This window comes from Sphingobium salicis subsp. salicis (assembly GCF_049472635.1).
Taxonomy (GTDB): Bacteria; Pseudomonadota; Alphaproteobacteria; order Sphingomonadales; family Sphingomonadaceae; genus Sphingobium; species Sphingobium yanoikuyae_A.
Map to the genome: position 1 here is coordinate 1,072,399 of NZ_JAYRCS010000001.1, position 19,415 is coordinate 1,091,813.

Here is a 19,415-nt window from a genome sequence, read left to right on the forward strand (position 1 = left end):
CATATGATCCTCTCCGTCGCCCTTGCGACCTTTCTGACGTCGATCATACAGAGTGATGATGGATATGCAAACGTTTGCTTATTCTGCGAGGCAGTATTTTCGAGGCAGTATTTTCGAACCCAAATAGCTGGAGATTTATTGGCTGGATCGGCCGGGGAGGGGGCGCTCTGCATGATGGACAGCCATCGGAAGCTGTTGCAATCTTCGCGGCATTCATGATCCCTGATCATGACATCATGCCGATCATCGCATGAACCTGAACGGCCTCTCCTGTGTTATCCTCCATCTGGGTAGATGGCAGGCCGGAAGACGGCCGCCATTTTTTTCTTCGATAGAGCGCGCAACCAGCGTCTGCAGGGGAGATTTTCATGGCCGATTTTCCGGATATGGGCGTGTCGCGACGTGGCATATTGGCGGGCGGCGCCGCCTCCGCGACGGTTGCCGTCATTCCAGCACCAGTGCAGGCGCAGCCGTCTCCCGCTGCGCCACCGCCGATGATGGCGGTGGATTTCATCGTGAATGGCAAGCGGCAGCAGTTGAAGCTCGACACCCGCACGACATTGCTCGACGCGCTGCGCGAACATCTCAAGCTGACCGGCACCAAGAAGGGCTGCGATCATGGCCAGTGCGGCGCCTGCACCGTGATGGTCAACGGCACCCGCATCAACAGCTGCCTCAGCCTGGCTCTGCAGCATCAGGGCGACGAGATCACCACGATCGAAGGGCTGGGCATGCCCGACAACCTCCATCCGATGCAGGCCGCTTTCATCGCCCATGACGGCTATCAGTGCGGCTATTGCACGCCGGGGCAAATCTGCTCTGCCGTCGCCGTGCTCAAGGAAATCGAGCACGGCGTGCCCAGCCATGTCCAGGCGGACATCACCCGCGCCCCGGACTATTCCAATATCGAGATGCGCGAGCGGATGAGCGGCAATCTCTGCCGTTGCGGCGCCTATTCCAACATCGCGCAGGCCATGGCGCAGGTCGCGGGAGCAAAGGCATGAAGAGCTTCACCTATGAACGGGCGAAGACGCCCGAGCAGGCCGCCGCGGCCGTGGCCGGCCGGCCAGGCGCCAAATATCTGGCTGGCGGCACCAATTTGCTCGACCTGATGAAGCTGGAGATCGAGACGCCGACCCATCTGGTCGATGTCCAGGATCTGAAGCTCGACCGGATCGAGAAGACGGCGGAGGGCGGGCTGCGGATCGGCGCGCTCGTCACCAACACGGCGCTCGCGTCGGACATGGCGGTCCGCCGCGACTATGGCGTCCTTGCCCGTGCGATCGTCGCCGGCGCCAGCGGCCAGTTGCGCAACAAGGCGACGACGGCCGGGAACCTGCTGCAGCGAACCCGCTGCCCCTATTTCTACGACACCAACATGCCCTGCAACAAACGCCGGCCCGGCACCGGCTGCGCGGCGATCGGCGGTTTTTCCCGACAGCTTGCCGTCATCGGTTCGTCGGATCAGTGCATCGCCACCTATCCCGGCGACATGGGCGTGGCGCTGCGCCTGCTCGATGCGAAGGTCGAGACGGTCAAGGCCAATGGCGCAAAGCGCGCAATCGATTTTGCCGACTTCCATCGCCTGCCCGGCAATGAGCCGCAGCGCGACAATGTGCTGGAGGCTGGCGAACTGATCACCGCCGTCACCCTGCCCAAGCCGATCGGCGGCACCCAACTCTATTACAAGGTGCGCGACCGGGCCTCCTATGCCTTCGCGCTGGTTTCGGTCGCCACCGTCATCCAGAAGGACGGTGGCGGACGCGTGGCATTTGGCGGCGTCGCCCATCGGCCCTGGCGGGTGGAAGCGGCCGAAGCCGCCTTTCCAGGAGGCGCCCGCGCGGTGACCGAGAAGGTCTTTGCCGATGCCCGCCCGACCGAGGACAACAGGTTCAAGCTCAAACTGGCCGAGCGGACGCTGGCGTCGCTCATGGCCCAGGCGAGGAGTTGAGCCCATGAAATTCGATGCCCCCGCCAAGGCCAATCTGTTCGATCAGGCCAAGATCGTCGGCAAGTCGACGCCCCGGATCGACGGCCCGCTCAAGACCACCGGCCAGGCGCCCTATGCCGCCGAACGCCATGATGTCATCGCCAACCAGGCCTATGGCTTCGTTGTCGGATCGGCCATCGCCAAGGGGCGGATCGCCGCGATGGACACAAGCCTGGCCCGCGCCGCGCCGGGCGTGATCGCGATCGTGACCGCCCCTGATACCAAGCCGGTCGGCAAGGGCATGATGAACTATGCCCCGCTTTTCGGTGGCAGCGACATCCATCATTATCATCAGGCGATCGCCTGCGTGGTGGCCGAAAGCTTCGAGCAAGCGCGCGCCGCCGCGGCGCTCATCCGCACCGATTATGTGCGGGACAAGGGCGTGTTCGATTTTCCTGCCGTCGCCCCGGCCGCGCCGCTGGCCAAGGGGCAGGGAGGCAAGCCCGACACCAGCAGTCAGGGCGATTTCGCCACCGCCTTCGCCGCAGCTCCGGTGAAGCTCGACGCGCGCTACAGCACCGCGAACGAAAGCCATTCGATGATGGAACCGTTCGCCACCATCGCTGCCTGGGACGGCGACAGGCTGACGCTCTGGACGTCCAACCAGATGATCGCCTGGGCCAAGCAGAGCATGAGCAAGATCCTGGGCATCGACCCTGCCAATGTGCGGGTGGATTCGCCCTATATTGGCGGCGGTTTTGGCGGCAAGCTGTTCGTGCGGGCGGATGCCGTGCTGGCGGCGCTGGGCGCCAAGGCGGCCGGACGGCCGGTCAAGATTGCCGTGCAGCGCCCGCTGATGGCCAATAACGCGACCCATCGCCAGGCGACGATCCAGCGCATCCGTATCGGCGCGGAGCGGGACGGGCGGATTACCGCGATCGGGCATGAAAACTGGTCGAGCAACATCAACGGCACGGATGGCGAGGATGGCACGGCCCAGACGCCCAAAGTCTATGCCGGCGCCAATCGCATGACCGCCAATCATGTCGCCATGCTCGATCTGCCGGAGGGCAATGCGATGCGCGCGCCCGGCGAGGCGCCGGGGCATCTGGCGCTGGAAGTGGCGATCGACGAACTGGCCGAAAAGCTCGGCATGGACCCGATCGAACTGCGCATCCGCAATGAGCCCGAAGGGACGGTGCCCGCCAACGCGACCCAGCGCATTTCCGACCGCAATCTGGTCCGCTGCCTGCGCGAAGGGGCGGAGCGGTTCGGTTGGGCGCAGCGCAGCGCCAGGCCGGGGCAGCGCCGCGAAGGCGCCTGGCTGATCGGCATGGGCGTCGCGGCGGGCTATCGCGGCGGGCCGACGGCGACGTCCGGCGCGCGCGCGCGGCTCGGCACGGATGGCCGTATCACCATCGAAACCGACATGACCGACATCGGTACCGGCAGCTACACGATCATCGCCCAGGCCGCGGCGGAAACCATGGGCGTGCCGCTCGACCGGGTCCAGGTGGTGCTGGGCGATTCCGATTTTCCCGCGTCGTCGGGTTCGGGCGGCCAATGGGGCGCGGCCAGTTCGACCGCCGGCGTCTATGCCGCCTGCGTGGCGTTGCGCCGCGCGATCGGCCAGAAACTGGGGTTCGACGCCGATAGCGCGACCTTTGCCGACGGCCGGATCGATGCGGGCGGTCGCCGCATGGCGCTGACCGATGCCGGCGCCCTGACGGCGGAGGATGAAATCAGCTTCGGCGATTTCAAGAAGGGCTATGACGTCGGCACCTATGCCGGCCATTTCGCCGAGGTGGCGGTCAACGCCTATACCGGCGAAACCCGCATACGCCGCATGCTGGCGGTGTGCGATGCCGGCCGCATCCTCAATCCGCTGTCGGCGCGCAGCCAGGTGATCGGTGCCATGGTCATGTCGGCCGGCTCCGCCCTGATGGAGGAACTGGCGGTCGACACCCGCTTCGGCTTCTTCGTCAATCACGATCTTGCCGGCTATGAAGTGCCGGTTCATGCCGACATCCCGCATCAGGAATGCATCTTCCTCGACACGCTCGACCCGGTGGTCTCGCCGTTGAAGGCGAAGGGGGTGGGGGAACTGGGCATATGCGGTCCCGGATCGGCGATCGCCAACGCCATCTACAATGCCACCGGCATCCGCGTGCGCGACTATCCGCTGACGCTCGACAAATATCTCGACCAGATGCCCGACATCGCCTGACCCTTAACCGGAGCAAGACCATGAAGCCGGACAAGACCGCTATCGTCCTGATCGAATATCAGAATGATTTCGTCAGCGAGGGCGGTGCCCAGCATGAGGCGGTCCGTGACGTGATGCGCGCCAACAGCATGTTGACGAACAGCGTCGCGCTGCTGGATGGCGCGCGCCAGGCGGGGCTCACCATCCTTCATGTGCCGATCAGCTTTGCGGAGGGCTATCCCGAATTGTCGCCCCGGCCCTATGGCATCCTTGCCGGCGTGATCGCCGCCAGGGCCTTTCGCCGTGGCAGCTGGGGCGCGCAGATTGCCGATGCGATGGCGCCGACCGATGGCGAGATCGTGGTGGAGGGCAAGCGTGGCCTTGACTGCTTCGCCAGCACCAATATCGATTTCATCCTGCGCCAGCACGGCATCACGCACCTGGCCATTGCCGGCTTTCTCACCAATTGCTGTGTCGAATCCACCATGCGCTCCGCCTATGAACGGGGCTATCATGTCGCGACGCTGATCGACTGCTGCGCCACCATCGGCGAGGAGGAACAGCGCGTTGCGATCACCAAGGATTTCCCGATGTTCTCGCTGCCAATGACCGGGCGGGATTTCCTCGCGCAATTTGGCTGAAGGACCGATCTGCCCCCTCCAGAGCGGGGGACTTCTGGCCGGGAGGGCAGCATTTGCCCTGATGCCTGCACCATTCTGCAAACGCTTCATAAGTTTATGTTGCTGTGCAGCATAAGCCATTGTGGGCCGTAATCGCCGCGGTTAGGGGCGCTTTCGATGAGGCTGGCAGGGAACAGGTGTCGAGTTGGCGAGTGAGCGTTTCGGCTTGCGGCAGGCGGCCGCGTGGCTGTCGGAGGTCGTCGGGCCTGACCGCAGCTATGTAAATGTCGGGATCGTCTATACGGTGGCGATCAGCCTGTTGTCGCTGGCCACCCCCATCTCCGTGCAACTGCTGATCAACTCGGTGGCGCGCACCGCGCTGGTCGCGCCCTTGTGGATCCTGTCCGGCGTGCTGTTGGCGCTGCTGCTGGTCGTGGCGGGGCTGAGCGCGCTGCGCGTCTATTTGCTGGCGATCTTCGAACGCCGCATCTTTGCGCGGGTGGTTGCGGAAATCACCGTGCGCGCGGTCCATGCGCAAAACCCCTTCTTCGTGGATGAAAGCCGGGGCAGCCTGTTCAACCGCTATTTCGACATGGTGATCGTCCAGAAATCAGTGCCCAGCCTGGTGATCGGCGCCTTCACCATCGTGCTGCAGGGGGCGGTGGGACTAGTGGTGACCAGTTTCTACCATCCCTTCTTCCTGGCCTTCAACCTGGTGCTGGTGACGGTGTGCCTGATGATCTGGCTGGCCTGGCGGCATGGTGCGATCACCGGCGCGGTGGGCGTCAGCCATGCCAAGCATAATGCCGCGCACTGGCTGGAAAGCGTCGGCGGTTCGAACGGTTTCTACAAATCGGCCCGGCACCTGAATTTCGCGATGGACCGGTCCGAGACGGTCATTGCCGACTATATCGCCGCGCATCGCCGTTATTTCCGCTACAGTTTCGCGCAGACGCTGGGTTATTTTCTGGTCTATGCCTTCGCGGCGGCTGCCTTGCTCGCGCTCGGCGGTAATCTGATCCTGGCCGGCCAGCTTTCGATCGGGCAGCTGGTCGCGGCGGAACTGATCCTGTCCGGCGTCTTCTACGGCATCTACCAACTTGGTTCCTATCTCGACACCTTCTATGATCTGGTCGCAAGCAGCGAGGAATTGTCGCAAATCCTGGCCATCCCGCAGGAGCGGCTTGGCCGGCGCGGGGAGGCGCCACGCGACGGATCGGTGCGCTTCCGCGATGTCGAGATCGACAAGGCCCAGATCAATTTCGAGATTGCGAGCGGCGAACAGGCGGTGATCCTGGCCGAACCGGGCATGGAGAGCACCCTGGCGCTGCTGCTCAAGCGCCACGCCGCGCCCGACAGCGGCATCGTCCTGATCGGCGGCAGCGAATTGGGCAGTTTCGACATGTATCTGCTGCGATCGGCGGTGATGGTGCTCAATCGTCCGACCATCATCGATGTTACCCTGCGCGAATATCTGTCGTTCGCCGAAGGCCGCGACATGGATGGAGCGCGGATCATGAACGCGCTGGAACGGGTGGGCCTAGGCGCGCGGCTCGCCAGGCTGCCGCACGGGCTGGATACCCAACTCGCCAGCTCCGGCTCGCCGCTGTCGATCGTCGAAGTGATGCAGCTCAAGCTTGCCAATGCTCTGCTCAGCCGTCCGCGCGTGCTGCTGTTGTCGCAACTTTACGACATGATGCCGATTGCCAGCCTCAAGGCGACATTGGCCGAGTTGCGGGCAGCGGGCACGACCGTGCTGCTTAGCAGCGGGCGCCCCGAAGCGCTCGACCTCGACGCCTGGTATTGGGTTGGCGCGCGCGCGCAGCAACGGTTCACCGACAAGGATGAATTTGCCCGCTTCGTTGCGGCGCGGGAGGCGCAGGCATGACGCTCGATCGCGCCCAGGCCGAACATTTTCCGTCACTCGCCCAGTTGCGGCCGCCCCGACTGGTGACGACGGTCGCCTGGCTCATCCTGCTGGGCGTCCTGCTCGTGCTGGCGATCCTGTTCGTGCCCTGGCAGCAGACGGCGCAGGGCGGTGGTCAGGTCACGACGCTGAGCGCGCAGGACCGCGCCCGCGACGTATCCTCGCTGGTGAGCGGCCGAGTCGCCGAATTTTACGTCAGGGACGGCGATCATGTCCGGGCTGGCGATCCGATCGTGCGCGTGGTCGATGTCGATCCGGATTTTCTCGCCCGGCTGGCCGGGGAGAAGGCGCAGGTCGAGGCGCAGATCGCGGCGGTCCAGCAGGCGCGCGCGACCGCGATGATCGACGTCAATCGCACCAGCCAGCTCTATGCCGAAGGACTGGCCGCCCGGCGCGACTATGAGCAGACCCAGATCAAGGTCGCCGATGTCGATGCGAAGCTGGCCGAAGCGCGCGCGAAGCTCAAGCAGATCGAGATCAAGCTCGCGCAAAGTTCGGCGCAGATCGTCTCGGCACCGCGCGAAGGCCGGGTGCAGGATCTGAACGCCGCAGCGGGCGGCGCGCTGATCTCGTCGGGAACGGTGCTGGCGACGATCGCGCCCGAGAATATCACCCGCGCGGTCGAACTGTATGTCGACGGGCGAGACGTGCCGCTGGTCGAGCCGGGGCGCCAAGTGCGGCTCGAATTTGAGGGCTTTCCGGCCTTCCAGTTCAGCGGCTGGCCGGCTTTTGCTGTTGGCATCTATGACGGCCAGGTGCGGTCGGTCGATCCCACGCCGCGCACCGACGGGTTGTTCCGGATCTTGGTGGAACAGGCGCCGGGCAAGACCGCCTGGCCGGAGCGACGCTTCGTCCGTCAGGGCAGCAAGGTGCTGGGCTGGGTGCAGGGCGACACGGTGCCGGTCTGGTATGAATTGTGGCGCCAGCTCAACGATTTCCCGCTCAACTTTGGCCAGGATCAGGTGGCCGGCAAGGGCGAGGCGAAAGCGCCCAAGGACGACAAGAGTTCGATCGAGAAGAAGAAGTGAGGATGTGGCGTGCGATGGCGCTGCCCATGCTGGTCGCGGCCATGGGCGCGGGCACCCTGCCGTGCGCGGCTAGTGAGGCCCTGTCGGTCGATGCGACGCCCGCGCCGACCGCAGGGCAGCCCTCGACGCCGCTGACGCTGGATGAGGTGCTGCAATCCTCGGCCCGCTCGGCGCCCGATATCATTGCCGCCCTGGCTCGGGCGCGTCAGGCCGAAGGGCGCGCGATCAGCGCACAGGGGGCCTTCGACACGGTGTTTTCCGTGGATGCCCGCAGCCGGGTCGAGGGCTATTATGACGGCTCGTTGATCGACAGCAAGGTCGAACGCCCGCTGACCGGCAATGGCGGCTATGTCTATGGCCAATATCGCAATTCGCGCGGGGATTTCCCGGTCTATGAGGACAAGGCCTATACCAATCGCGCGGGGGAGCTGAAGATCGGGGCACTCTATGCCCTGATGCGCGATCGCCTGATCGACGCGCGGCGATCCGCGTCGCAAATCGCGGGCAATGACATCGACATCGCGCGCTTTGAAACGCGGGCGACCGCCATCGGTGTGCAGGCGCGCGCCATAGCCGCCTATCAGAAATGGGTGGCGAGCGGCCTCAAGCTCAAGGCCTATGAGGCGCTTTACGATCTGGCCGAAAGCCGTAGCCAGGGCATTGCGCGCCAGGTGCAGCTGGGTGCCAAATCCGCGATATTGCTGACCGAAAACGAAGCCAACATGGTCAAGCGCGAGGCGCTGGTGGTGCAGGCGCGGCAGGAGTTTATGGCGGCGGCCAACAGCTTCTCGCTCTATTATCGCGATGCGGACGGATTGCCGATCCTCGTCGATGCCGCGCGCCTGCCCGCGTCCGCCGCCGCGTTCGACGGCCTGCGGATCAACCCGCTGTTCGCGATCGAGGATCGCCCCGACTTCGGCATCCTGCTGGAGGAAATCGATAACGCCTCGGTCAAGCTGGCACTGGCCGAGAACGACACCCGCCCCAAGCTGGATTTCGAAGGACAGGTCGCCAAGGATGTCGGTGCCCAGGGGCTGGGTGGCTATAGCCGCACGCCGCTGGAAGTGATCGTCGGCGTCACCTTCAAAGTGCCATTGCAGAACCGCAAGGCGAGGGGCAAGGTTGCCGAGAGCCAGGCGAAGATCGACGAACTCACCGTCAAGCAGCGCTATCTGGCGGACAAGATCCGCACCGAAGTGGCTGGCATCGGCATCGAGGTCGATGCCGCGCGCGTGCTGGTCGATACGACCCGGCGGCAGCGCGACTTGGCCGAACGACTGGCCCAGGCCGAACGGCGCCGCTTCGATCTGGGATCGAGCGACTTCTTCCTGGTCAATAGTCGCGAGGAAGCGGCCACCGACGCCGCGGTCAAGCTGATCGAGGCGCAGGCCCGCATCGCCGCGGCCCAGGCCGAAATGGCGGCGGCAACGGCCGATGATCGGGCGCTGGGACTGGATCGCAGCTAGGCGGCATATGGCTGCGACCTGGCGTCAGGGCCCCGGTCGGTCGGGAAAAAGGGCCTTGATCGCCGCATAGGCGGCTCTCGCCTTCATCAGGGCGTCGAACTGGACATGGTGCCAGGGCGAGCCGATCGCGACGGCGCCATCGACAATCTTCCGGTTGCTGCCCCATAGTCGATGGCAGTGCCCCGCGCCGCGTGGGACGCAGCTGTCGAAGGACATGTCGGGGCGGCCCCCGATGCGATCCCTGATGTCGCGCATCAGAAGCTGGCCCGGCGCATAAGCGCGATAATCCTCGTCGAACGCCATCTTGAAGCCATGGCCCCAGATGGCGGCTTCAAACCAGCTCGACATGGCGATGGCGCGGCCCCCGACCGACAGGGTGGCGAGGCGGGCGCTGCCGTTCGCATGACCGCGCTCAATCACTTCGCAAAACAGGGCCTGGGTCGCGCCGTCGCTTGCCAATGCGCTGCCGCCCCGGCCTTTCCAGCCCGATGCCTCAAGGTCCAGAAACGCGTCGATCCAGGCTGTGCATGGCGCGTCCGGCGCCAGAATGTCGATCGTGACCGGGCCATGTTCCTGTTCCAGCCGCTTCGACAGGCTGCGCAGTCGGCTCCGCATTTTCGCGTCGCCGCGGCCTTCCCCTTGCTTGCCGGCGCGATAGGCTGGACGATCATGGCAATGGATGGTGTGGAATGCTCGCCTTTCCCGTTCGCAGCGGTCGAACAGGGCGATACTGACCGGATCGTCGGCATCCAGTCCGGAGACATGCAGCATGATCTCCCCGCCTGAGCGCTGGTCCAGGAAGGCGAACAGGCTCTTCCAGAACAGGTCGGCGGACTGCGCGATGACCAGCGGCGTACCCAGGAATTGGTTGGTCGCCGCCCAGTTGCGCCAGATGCGCACTGGCCATCGGCCGAAGCGTGGTACGGCGATCAGCGGCATGACGCCCAGCCATGGTCCATTGATGGGGGCGACGACGGTCAGAAACACGTCAGCGCCATCAGGCGCGTGGCTCAGGGCGGCGTCCATGAACCAGTCCTGCGCGAAGACATTGGCGGCCCCGGCCAGTGCCGACAGGGCTGCCCACTGCGCGCGATCATCGGCCGTCAGATCGGCATGGCGCAGGATGCGGACGGCGGGTTGGTCGGCATCCGACATCGGCCAGGCATGGCTGGCGTCCGGTTGGAAGCTGCCGGAGGCGGGAAGGTGGCTCATAACAGCCCGGCCTTGCGCGCCACGCGGCACCCGATCGAGCGCCATTTGGCGGCCTTGGGCCATATCGGCACGTCGCCGGTGGGCAGGCCCCATCGCCGCAGCAGCGGATTGATCTGCATGGCGTCGCCCAGCGCCTGGCTCCACTGGCTCTGCCAGGTGATCGACAGCGAAATGGATGGCTCCGCGCCCGCCCTTACCCAATGGGGCGAGGCATAGGGGATGAACAGGCCGTCGCCCGGCTGCATGGGGTGGATGTCGGCATCCGCTTCATAGGCGTCGTTCCAGGGCAGCATATTGTCGCCACCACCATAATAGGCTTCGTGCCGGTCGATCGGCAGCCATGGTGCCATCGGGCGATAGGTCGCGAACTGTTTGTCGCCCGCGATCTGGAAGAGGATATTATATTCGCAATCGAAGTGAAACGGGGTGAGCGTTCCCGGCGCGGAAATGAAGATGAACCCCCGCACCGTCAGCCCCGGACCGGTCGCTGGAGAAATTGCGGGGCCGATCTGGTCCATCAGCCTGGCCAGCAACTCGCGATAGGCGGGCAGTTGCTCGACGAAGCGGAGCATGATCCAGTTGCCGCTGGTCTGGATCGAGCGAATGACGGTGGCGACATCGGCGTCGTCGGAGCGATCCATCGCGAATTCGCCGCCATTGGGGGCGTTGCCGATCCGGCGTTCGACAAATTGCGGTGGCAGGTCGATGCTGGCTTTTGCCAGGGCTTCGAACGAGAGCAGCGGATGGTCCGTCAGGCTATGCTGCAGCATCGTTGGCGACAGCGGGTAGGCGCTGGCGAAAGGACCGAGACTGGACGGCGCAACAAAGCTCATGGAGGAAGTTCTTCCGCAATGACGAGATGAATTGCCGCATACTTGTCGTGCAAGGTTGAAGATCGCGTTAAACAAGGTGCGCGTCTTCCTGTATATTTTCAGGCCATAATAAGTTCAGTTTCTGTCTGGGCTGAGCTGAAATGGTGATGCGGAAATATCGATTTGGATGAAAAATGGTTGCGGCAATGATTTCTGGTCTGTTTCCGCATTTGATGCGATGAAGAAGATCGTAATGCGGTGTTTCGATCGTGCCTGGTCTTAGATGCGCGCCATTCTCCCCTTGCGCGATTGTCGGATGCCGCGCTGGCGGCAACCGTGCGGCATCATGATATTGCCGGCAGCGGCGAGAGATCGGCACTTGATGGGGCGCCGCGGACGCACGCGCCGGCACGACGCATTTTGCTGCGGAGAAGCCTTGAGGCTCTGGTTCAACTCAGCCGGTCGATCGCGTCGCTGTCGAGGCCGCCGGGGATAATCATGATCGGGCAGGGCATCTTGCCCGCGTCCGATCCGGTGAAATGGGAAACGAGCGCGCCGGGCGGGCCGCTGGCGGCGGCGCCCAGGACCAGGGCGGCGACATCGTCCATTTCCTCCAGCGTCTTGCGCACGACCGCGACGGGATCGCCCTGGCGCACGGTGATGCTGGGGCGGATGCCGGATTCGTCGGTCAGCGTGCCGGCCGCACTGGTCACCAGCGCTTCGGCCCGTTGCAGCGCCTCATCCTCCATCGTCGCCTGGACGCCGCCCCACTGAACGAATTCGGACGGCGGGATCAGGGCCAGGATGCGGATCGTCCCGGCCGTCTTGGCGGCGCGGCGCGCGGCGAAGCGCAGCGCGGTTTCCGCTTCGGGCGATTCGTCCACGACCACCAGATATGTCCGCATTGTTCGATATCCCCGAGAAACAAAAATCGGCCTTGCCGGCCCGTCAAAACTGCCCCGACGAACCAACGAGGTGAAATGTGGGGCATTATGGGCCCTTGCGCAAGGCGTGGCCTTGACCGTTCCGGCCAAAGGGTGAAAACGGGCTCCGAAACGGCGCGTGCCAGATAATCAAGAAGAGGCCCCGAACGCATGAGCAAGACGATCCAGATGCCTGCCCTGTCCCCCACCATGGAGGAGGGCACGCTGGCCAAGTGGCTGGTCAAGGAAGGGGACAAGGTATCGTCCGGCGACCTTCTCGCCGAGATCGAGACCGACAAGGCAACCATGGAATTCGAAGCGGTCGATGAAGGCACCGTCGCCAAGATCCTGGTGTCGGAAGGCGCCGAGGGCGTGAAGGTCGGCACCGTCATCGCGATCATCGCCGAAGAGGGCGAGGATGTCGCCGAAGCCGCCGCCAGCGGTGGCGCTGCCCCCGCGCCCAAGGCTGATGCGGTTCCCGCCAAGGCCGAAGCCGCCGCCCCCGCCGCCAAGGCTGATCCGGTGCCGGCGAAGGCGGCTGCGCCTGCCGCCGCTCCGGCGGAAGGCCGCGTGAAGGCGAGCCCGCTGGCCCGTCGCCTGGCCGAAGCCAAGGGCGTCGACCTGGCCGCTGTTGCCGGTTCGGGTCCCAATGGCCGCATCGTCAAGGCCGACCTGGATGGCGCCGCTGCTGCGCCGGCCAAGGCCGCTGCGCCGGCCGCTGCCGCGCCTGCCGCTGCCCCGGCACCGGTCGCCGCCGCTGCCGCGCAGGATTTCGGCATCCCGCACGACGTCATCAAGCTCAACGGCATGCGCAAGACGATCGCGCGCCGCCTGACCGAGTCCAAGCAGCAGGTGCCGCACATCTACCTGACCGTGGACATCCAGCTCGACAAGCTGCTGAAGCTGCGCGGCGAGCTGAACGCCGGCCTGTCGGGCCGTGGCGTCAAGCTGTCGGTCAACGACCTGCTGATCAAGGCGCTGGGCGTCGCGCTGATGCAGGTGGCCGAGTGCAACGTGCAGTTCGCCGGTGACCAGATGCTGCAGTTCAAGCGCGCCGACATTTCGGTGGCCGTGTCGATCCCCGGTGGCCTGATCACCCCGATCGTCACCGGCGCCGACATCAAGGGCGTCGCCGCCATCTCGAACGAGATGAAGGACCTGGCCGATCGCGCCAAGGCCGGCAAGCTGCAGCCGAGCGAATATCAGGGCGGCACCGCGTCGCTGTCGAACATGGGCATGTTCGGCATCAAGCAGTTCGAAGCCGTCATCAACCCGCCGCAGGGCATGATCATGGCGATCGGCGCGGGCGAGAAGCGTCCCTTCGTGGTCGATGACTCGCTCCAGATCGCGACCGTGATGTCGGCGACCGGCAGCTTCGACCATCGCGCCATCGACGGTGCCGACGGCGCCCGTCTGATGAAGGCGTTCCGCGAACTCATCGAAAATCCGCTGGGCATGCTGGCCTGATGGCGAAGATCGACGAGCAGCCGCCGGAGCATAGCCCGGCGGTGCGCGTCATCGCCATGCCGGCCGATACCAATCCCCATGGGGATATTTTCGGCGGCTGGCTGATGAGCCTGATGGATTCGGCTGCGGGTTCGGTTGCGGCGCGCTACAGCCACGGCCGTGCGGTGACGATCGCGGTGGAGGGCATGACCTTCCACCGTCCGGTCATCGTCGGCGATGAGGTGTCGGTGTTCGCGACGCTGAAGTCGGTCGGCCGCACATCGATGAAGATCGATGTCGAGGCGTGGCGCCGTGCCCGTCACGACGATCGATCCTATCGCGTGACCCAGGCGACCTTCACCTTCGTGGCGATCGGTGAAGATCGCCAGCCCCGTTCCGTGCCGCCGCTGCCTGCTCAATAAGGGCGCGGCCTGACCAAGATATCGAATAGCGAGAGAGACCATGGCTGATACCTATGACCTGATCGTCCTCGGCTCCGGCCCGGGCGGCTATGTTGCCGCCATCCGGGCGGCGCAACTGGGCCTCAAGACCGCGATCGTGGAGCGCGAAAATCTGGGCGGCATCTGCCTCAACTGGGGCTGCATTCCGACCAAGGCGCTGCTGCGTTCGGCCGAAATCTTCCATTATATGCAGCATGCCAAGGATTATGGCCTGGTTGCCGAGAAGATCAGCGCCGACATCGAGGCGGTGGTGAAGCGTTCGCGCGGCGTCGCCAAGCAGCTCAATCAGGGCGTCACGCACCTGATGAAGAAGAACAAGATCACCGTCCACATGGGCGATGGCAAGCTGACCGGCAAGGGCAAGCTGACCGTCACCAAGGACGGCAAGAGCGAAGAACTGACCGCCAAGCATATCATCGTCGCGACCGGCGCCCGCGCCCGCGACCTGCCACAGCTGAAAGCTGACGGCAAGCGCGTGTGGACCTATCGCCATGCCATGACCCCGGCGGAAATGCCGACCAAGTTGCTGGTCATCGGTTCGGGCGCGATCGGTATCGAATTCGCCAGCTTCTACAACGACATGGGCGCTGACGTGACCGTGGTCGAGATGATGGACCGGATCGTGCCGGTCGAGGATGCCGATGTCTCGGCCTTCCTGGAGAAGGCGGTCAAGAAGCAGGGCATGACCATCCTGACCGGCGCCAAGATCGAGAAGATCGCCGCGACCGACAAGGCCGTGACCGCGACCATCAAGGACAAGGCCGGCAAGGACATCACCGCCGAATATAGCCATGTCATCGTGGCGATCGGCATCGTCCCCAATGTCGAGAATATCGGTCTGGAAGAGGTTGGCGTCGAGCCCGACCAGCGCTTCCACATCAAGACTGACGCCTATGGCCGCACCAATGTCGACGGCATCTGGGCGATCGGCGACGTCACTGCGCCGCCATGGCTGGCCCACAAGGCGAGCCATGAAGCCGTCACCACGGTCGAGGCGATCGCGCAGGCGCTGGGCAACAAGGATGTCCACCCGCATGCGATGGACGTGCGCAACATTCCGGGTTGCACCTATTGCCACCCGCAGATCGCATCGGTCGGCCTGACCGAAGCCAAGGCCAAGGAAGCGGGCTACGACGTCAAGGTCGGCATGTTCCCCTTCATCGGCAATGGCAAGGCGATCGCGCTGGGCGAGGCCGAGGGCTTCACCAAGACCGTGTTCGACGCCAAGACCGGCGAACTGCTGGGTGCCCACATGATCGGCGCGGAAGTGACCGAGATGATCCAGGGCTATACCATCGGCAAGACGCTGGAGACCACCGAGGCCGAACTGATGCAGACGGTGTTCCCGCACCCGACCATCTCCGAATCGATGCATGAAAGCGTGCTCGCCGCTTATGGGCGTGCGCTCCATATCTGATCGGCCAAAGACGCTGGCAAAGGGCGCGGGGATATTCATCCTCGCGCTTTTTTGCGTGCTGGGAATTGCGCTGGCGCAGCGCAATGGGCTGCTCGACGATCTGAACATCGGCCTGATGGGCTGGGCCGGACAGGGGCGCGAGACGGCGCTGGGCGGGCATGTGACCATGGTCATGCGGCTCGCCTCGGCGATCGGCGGCACCGCGATCCGCATCATCCTGTCGCTGGTCGTGCTGGGGGCGCTGGTCTTCACCGGACGGCGCGCGGCGGCCTTGTGGTTTGCCGGGGTGGAGATTGGCGGCACGCTGCTCAACCTGATCCTCAAACAGATTTTCGCCGCGCCCCGGCCCGACCTGCTGCCGCATCTCGACATCGTGCATAGCTACAGCTTCCCCAGCGGCCATGCGGCGGGGAACATGATGTTCTTCGGTGCGCTGGCGATGCTGGCCGGCCGACGCTGGGCTTATGGTGCAGGCGGGGCGATGATCGCGCTGATCGGCGCCAGCCGGGTGTGGCTGGGCGTGCATTGGCCGAGCGACGTGATGGCCGGATGGATCGAAGGGCTAGGCTGGCTTGTGCTGTGCGCGGTCTGGCTACCAGCGCGGCGAGGGCAGCAGTAAGGCCCGGCCGATGCTGCTGTGCGGTGGCATGCCGTCGGCGGTAACGAAGCCATGGACCCAGAAACTGTCCCAGGCGCTGAGCATAGCCACCAGCAGCAGAGCCAGGCCTGCGCTGGCACAGAGCAGGCGGGCGCCCCGCAGCGGATCGGCCGGCATCAATGCCAGCAGCACGAGCGGCAGCAGCGGCAGGAAATAGCGGCCCTGCGTCCCCTGGACATAATCGGCGCCGAGCGGCGTGCCGGTGAGATACATGGCGGTTTCAATCAGCAGCGCGGTGCCGAGCGCGATCGCCAGCCACCAGAGCCGCTGGCCGAGGCCGAAGCGCACGCCCGATCCGCTCAGCACGGCGCTGCCAAGCATCAGCAGGGCAAGGGGGTAAGCGAGCAGCGGCAGCAGGATCGCGTTCCAGCCGAAGCGGCCGACGATTTGCAGCGCATAGACTGGTGCCCGCTCGACGATGCTGGAGACGAGGATCCGGGCATAGCCGGCCGGATCGGCCAGGATCACGGCGAGTTGCTGCGCCAGCGGCGCGGTCAGCACGCTCTCCCCGGTCTTGCGCGAGGTGATGTGATAGAGCGCCTGGCTGCCGCCATTGGCCTTCATCCAGACAGCGAAGATGACAGCGCCCAGCAGCATTGCGCCAAGGATCAGGGCGTTGCGAAGCAGGCCGGCGCGGCTTGGCCAGCGCAGGCCGGCGGCCATCAGCGGCAGATAGACGCCCTTGGCCAGCGCCAGCAGCGGCGCGGTGACGAGCGTGGCGGCTGCGCTGGCACGGTCCGGCGCCATGAAGCCGATCCGCAGTGCCAGAGCGAGGCCGAGAAAGCCGATACCGTTGATGACCGCATCGGGCGAGAGCGAGCCGATCTGGTAGCAGAAGGTCGGCAGCAGCGCGGTGCCGAGCAGCGCCATCCGGCCAAATGGGATGAGGCGCAGCGCGGCGGCGAGCAGGAGCAATGCGGTCAGCGCATTGGCGATACGGCCGGCATAGAAGGCGCCGATGCGCGGCAGGCCGAGCGCGTCGCCTATCGCGAGGCCGACGGCGCCGGGGGTATAGAGGGTTGGCGCATAGCTGGCGACATTGGGAAATTCGGCAAAGCCCGTGCCGGGGCGAGCGGCGTCGGCGGCCCAGGCGCGGTCGATCATCGTCTTGTCATAGCGGTGGCGTTGGCCGTCCGGTTCGGTCGGGAAATCGAGAGCATGCAGCTCAACCGCGGCACGCGGCAGTTCCGCGCCGATCCGGTCGCCCTGGATTTGCATCACGACCTGGCCCTGCGACAGGGCCAGCGCCTTCATATAATGCTGGTTCTCATCCGGGGCCTGGAAAGGAGGTGTCAGGAGCGCGAAGAACAACGTCGCGAGGCAGATCGCAAGAAACACTATCCGTTCGAGACGCGACCATGGCGCGGCGATCGCCATGTCGGCATAAGGATGGTGCCTGAAAGAAGATCGCTCGCTGCGCATGCCCGCCGTTCGGTTGAATATTGATACGCCCTAGATATGCCCCGTTAACATTTTGCGATGCGAAAGACGAAGGTTGAATGGCAGCGATCTCGAAGTGCCTATCCGTACTCGCAGCGACGATACAAGGGCAGCGAGACTAATGGCCAACTGCTAACACTCCTTCTCCCGCTGGCGGGAGAAGGATACGAAGCCTTGCTGGCAAAGCCGGCTAGGCGAAGTTGGATGAGGGCTGCTGACTCCAGAAGACCCTCACCCTCCCACGCCTTCGGTGCGGGCCCCTCTCTCTCCTGTAGGCGGGAGAGGAATGGCGGAACGTCTGCTCGCCACTGAATATCATCACCGTGGCGAAGGCCTTACCCTCAGGCCTCTTCCGCTTCCAGTTCCTGTTCGACCGGCGGGTGGAGCCGCAGGCGGGTGACGCGGCGGCCGTCGCTGGCCAGGACTTCCAGTTTCCAGCCGCTCTGTTCGTGCGGGATGATTTCGCCCGGTTCGGGGACGCGGCCGGCGAGCACGAAGGCGAGGCCGCCCAGCGTGTCGACATCTTCCTCAATCTCGCCCAGGCGCGGGTCGATTTCCTCGGCCACATCGTCCAGTTCGGCGCGGGCGTCGGCATCCCACATGCCGCCTTCCAGCGGCACCAGCATCGCTTCGGGCGCGTCGTCATGCTCGTCCTCGACCTCGCCGACGATTTCCTCGACCAGATCCTCGAAGGTCAGCAGCCCTTCGGTGCCCGAATATTCGTCCAGCACGATGGCGAGATGGGTGCGCTTGGCGCGCATTTCGGCAAGAAGGTCGAGCGCGCCCATGCTTTCGGGCACATAGAGCGGCTGGCGGATCAGCGGCGCCAGCGTATCGGGCACCGGCGCCTTGCCGGCGAGGATCGCGAAGGCATCGCGGATATGGACCATGCCGACGATCGTATCGAGCGTCTCGCGATAGACCGGGATGCGGCTGTGGCCGGCCTCGGCGAACAGTTCTGCCAGTTCGGCGAAGCTCGCCTTTTCCTCGATCGCGACGATGTCGGCGCGGGGCAGGGCGACGTCGTCGACCGTATGTTCGGAAAAATGCAGCAGGTTGCGGACCATCTGCCGCTCGATCGCGGACAGATCGCCTTTGGCAGGCGGGGCCGCGCCCTCTTCCTGCTCTTCCTCATCATATTCGTCGAGCGCCTCTTCCAGTTCCTTGCGGAGGCTGGGGGCTTCATTCTCGCCGAACAGGAGCGACTTCAGGCCGCTCCATAAACCGCCCTCGTTACTACTGTCCGCTTCCTTGGAACCGGCGCTATCCTTCGGGCTGCCTTCAGCCATCTTTCTTCCTATTCCCCTGTTTCAGAACATTGTCGAAGCCGGTGATAGACCGGATCCGAATAAGCATGATCAACCATTGTCCCGATCCCCATAGGGATCGGCCAGGCCAAGGCTGAGGAGTGCGCGGATTTCCAGCGCTTCCATCGCCTCGGCCTCATTGTCGTCCATATGGTCATATCCAAGCAAATGAAAAGTCCCGTGGACGATCAGATGCGTGGCATGGTCGGCAACCGATATGCCCTTTTCCGCGGCTTCGGCGGCGCAGACCCCCTCGGCCAGCACGATGTCGCCCAGCAGAACCTCGCCATCATCGGTGTTCGCCGTCACTTCCAGCAGGTCTTCCTGCACCATCGGGAAGGACAGGACGTTGGTCGGCTTGTCCTTCTCGCGATAGACGCGGTTGAGCTGATGCACCTCATCATCGTCGGTCAGCTTGACCGCGACTTCATAGAGGGTGGAGTCGGTCGCGAAGGCGGCATAGGGACTGTGCGCAATGGCGGCCGAAACCGCCTGTTGCGCGAGAAATTCCCAGTCCGTGCCGGGCCAGCCTTCTTCATGAAGGACAGCGACTTCGATCATA

The 19,415-nt window shown here is 64.7% G+C and carries 17 protein-coding genes; 11 read left to right on the top strand and 6 right to left on the bottom strand.

Going from position 1 to position 19,415, the window contains the following annotated elements; all coding sequences use genetic code 11:
* The first annotated feature begins 368 nt into the window (after window positions 1-368).
* The 7 genes from paoA to VHN57_RS05255 all read left to right on the top strand — a co-directional run bounded on the left by paoA (window position 369) and on the right by VHN57_RS05255 (window position 9,177).
* Window positions 369-1,004 (top strand): aldehyde dehydrogenase iron-sulfur subunit PaoA, encoded by a 636-nt coding sequence (gene paoA, locus VHN57_RS05225; protein WP_278987111.1) that lies wholly within the window; start codon window positions 369-371, stop codon window positions 1,002-1,004.
* Window positions 1,001-1,951, top strand: a complete 951-nt coding sequence (locus tag VHN57_RS05230) for an FAD binding domain-containing protein (RefSeq protein WP_278987112.1) — start codon at window positions 1,001-1,003, stop codon at window positions 1,949-1,951. Before paoA ends, VHN57_RS05230 begins: the two co-directional genes overlap by 4 nt.
* A gap of 4 nt (window positions 1,952-1,955) precedes the next feature.
* Window positions 1,956-4,157, top strand: a complete 2,202-nt coding sequence (gene paoC, locus VHN57_RS05235; protein ID WP_278987114.1) for an aldehyde oxidoreductase molybdenum-binding subunit PaoC — start codon at window positions 1,956-1,958, stop codon at window positions 4,155-4,157.
* A gap of 20 nt (window positions 4,158-4,177) precedes the next feature.
* Window positions 4,178-4,777 carry a cysteine hydrolase family protein gene (locus tag VHN57_RS05240; RefSeq protein WP_423283004.1) on the top strand — a complete coding sequence of 200 codons (600 nt, stop codon included), beginning with the start codon at window positions 4,178-4,180 and terminating at the stop codon, window positions 4,775-4,777.
* A 184-nt stretch (window positions 4,778-4,961) separates the two neighbouring features.
* On the top strand, window positions 4,962-6,644 hold the full coding sequence (locus VHN57_RS05245; protein ID WP_278987118.1) for an ATP-binding cassette domain-containing protein: 1,683 nt from the start codon (window positions 4,962-4,964) through the stop codon (window positions 6,642-6,644).
* Window positions 6,641-7,711, top strand: a complete 1,071-nt coding sequence (locus VHN57_RS05250) for an efflux RND transporter periplasmic adaptor subunit (protein WP_017501808.1) — start codon at window positions 6,641-6,643, stop codon at window positions 7,709-7,711. The genes VHN57_RS05245 and VHN57_RS05250 overlap by 4 nt, the downstream gene beginning before the upstream one ends.
* A 2-nt stretch (window positions 7,712-7,713) precedes the next feature.
* A complete protein-coding gene (locus VHN57_RS05255; RefSeq protein ID WP_341462724.1) occupies window positions 7,714-9,177 on the top strand; it encodes a TolC family protein in 1,464 nt (487 codons plus the stop codon).
* Between the two features lie 24 nt (window positions 9,178-9,201).
* Here VHN57_RS05255 and VHN57_RS05260 read toward each other — a convergent pair whose 3' ends face one another.
* The 3 genes from VHN57_RS05260 to VHN57_RS05270 all read right to left on the bottom strand — a co-directional run bounded on the left by VHN57_RS05260 (window position 9,202) and on the right by VHN57_RS05270 (window position 12,106).
* A complete protein-coding gene (locus VHN57_RS05260; RefSeq protein WP_423283007.1) occupies window positions 9,202-10,389 on the bottom strand; it encodes a GNAT family N-acetyltransferase in 1,188 nt (395 codons plus the stop codon).
* Window positions 10,386-11,222: a cupin domain-containing protein gene (locus VHN57_RS05265; RefSeq protein ID WP_097383583.1), complete on the bottom strand. Its 837-nt coding sequence runs from the start codon at window positions 11,220-11,222 to the stop codon at window positions 10,386-10,388. The genes VHN57_RS05260 and VHN57_RS05265 overlap by 4 nt, the downstream gene beginning before the upstream one ends.
* A gap of 428 nt (window positions 11,223-11,650) precedes the next feature.
* The gene (locus VHN57_RS05270; protein WP_004207608.1) at window positions 11,651-12,106 is read right to left on the bottom strand and encodes a universal stress protein; all 456 of its coding nucleotides are present in this window, start codon (window positions 12,104-12,106) and stop codon (window positions 11,651-11,653) included.
* Window positions 12,107-12,295: 189 nt separating this feature from the next.
* Between VHN57_RS05270 and VHN57_RS05275 the strand changes: the two genes are divergently transcribed.
* The 4 genes from VHN57_RS05275 to VHN57_RS05290 are packed head-to-tail and all read left to right on the top strand — an operon-like array spanning window position 12,296 to window position 16,067.
* A complete protein-coding gene (locus VHN57_RS05275) occupies window positions 12,296-13,591 on the top strand; it encodes a pyruvate dehydrogenase complex dihydrolipoamide acetyltransferase (RefSeq protein ID WP_278986582.1) in 1,296 nt (431 codons plus the stop codon).
* Window positions 13,591-13,992: an acyl-CoA thioesterase gene (locus VHN57_RS05280; RefSeq protein WP_004207606.1), complete on the top strand. Its 402-nt coding sequence runs from the start codon at window positions 13,591-13,593 to the stop codon at window positions 13,990-13,992. Before VHN57_RS05275 ends, VHN57_RS05280 begins: the two co-directional genes overlap by 1 nt.
* A gap of 40 nt (window positions 13,993-14,032) precedes the next feature.
* Window positions 14,033-15,448 (top strand): dihydrolipoyl dehydrogenase, encoded by a 1,416-nt coding sequence (gene lpdA, locus VHN57_RS05285; RefSeq protein WP_010336022.1) that lies wholly within the window; start codon window positions 14,033-14,035, stop codon window positions 15,446-15,448.
* A complete protein-coding gene (locus tag VHN57_RS05290; RefSeq protein WP_278986585.1) occupies window positions 15,426-16,067 on the top strand; it encodes a phosphatase PAP2 family protein in 642 nt (213 codons plus the stop codon). The genes lpdA and VHN57_RS05290 overlap by 23 nt, the downstream gene beginning before the upstream one ends.
* Here VHN57_RS05290 and VHN57_RS05295 read toward each other — a convergent pair.
* The 3 genes from VHN57_RS05295 to ybeY form a co-directional block, all read right to left on the bottom strand.
* Window positions 16,041-17,483: a DUF2142 domain-containing protein gene (locus VHN57_RS05295; RefSeq protein WP_423285981.1), complete on the bottom strand. Its 1,443-nt coding sequence runs from the start codon at window positions 17,481-17,483 to the stop codon at window positions 16,041-16,043. The genes VHN57_RS05290 and VHN57_RS05295 overlap by 27 nt on opposite strands.
* Before the next feature lie 404 nt (window positions 17,484-17,887).
* Window positions 17,888-18,835: a hemolysin family protein gene (locus VHN57_RS05300; protein WP_004207601.1), complete on the bottom strand. Its 948-nt coding sequence runs from the start codon at window positions 18,833-18,835 to the stop codon at window positions 17,888-17,890.
* Between the two features lie 69 nt (window positions 18,836-18,904).
* Window positions 18,905-19,414 carry an rRNA maturation RNase YbeY gene (ybeY, locus tag VHN57_RS05305; RefSeq protein WP_278986587.1) on the bottom strand — a complete coding sequence of 170 codons (510 nt, stop codon included), beginning with the start codon at window positions 19,412-19,414 and terminating at the stop codon, window positions 18,905-18,907.
* Window position 19,415: the final 1 nt, after the last annotated feature.